Annotated in this window: 2 pseudogenes; both read right to left on the bottom strand. The window is 61.9% G+C overall.

The annotated features are described in order from the left end of the window. Positions 1–144 (bottom strand): annotated as a pseudogene (locus EN994_RS36620) (D-allulose-6-phosphate 3-epimerase); the annotation flags it as partial. Further along, positions 141–501 (bottom strand): annotated as a pseudogene (locus EN994_RS34700) (alpha/beta hydrolase); the annotation flags it as partial. The pseudogenes EN994_RS34700 and EN994_RS36620, both read right to left, overlap by 4 nt.

Here is a 501-nt window from a genome sequence, read left to right as displayed (position 1 = left end):
ATGAAGATCGACATAGGGTTCGATGCGCTTCAAGTCGTTCTCGAAATTGGCAAGATTGGCAGACCAGAGCGAGAATTCGGCGATCATGCGATCGCGTGGCAGTTCGGCGATGGCGGCCGGGCCGGAGAGAGATTTCGAGATCATGATTGGTCCTGCTTGTCAAAATTTGTGTTGAGAAAGCTGCCGATGGCGGCGCGGATTTCGGCGAAATGGCGCTCCTTGTCGGTGGCCTTCGGCGTCACCTCGACAAAGGCGGCATTGGGGATGGTGTCTGCAAGGCTGCGCGCGGTGGCCAGCGGATGGACGAGATCGATGCCGCTGCCGATGACGAGTGTCGGGAGCGCGAGGCCGGCGGCCGCTGCCCGCGTCACGCCGGGCCCATCGTTTGCGATCGCTCGCATCACCTCGGCGAAAACATTCGCATTGGCGCGCGCGAAAAAGCCGAGCAGGGAAGCAAGATTGTCCGGCGCCTCGATGCGAAAGCGAGCCGCCGTGGCGGAG

The organism is Mesorhizobium sp. M7A.F.Ca.CA.002.09.1.1 (assembly GCF_003998555.1).
Taxonomy (GTDB): Bacteria; Pseudomonadota; Alphaproteobacteria; order Rhizobiales; family Rhizobiaceae; genus Mesorhizobium; species Mesorhizobium ciceri.
This window is presented reverse-complemented; position numbering and strand designations above follow the sequence as displayed.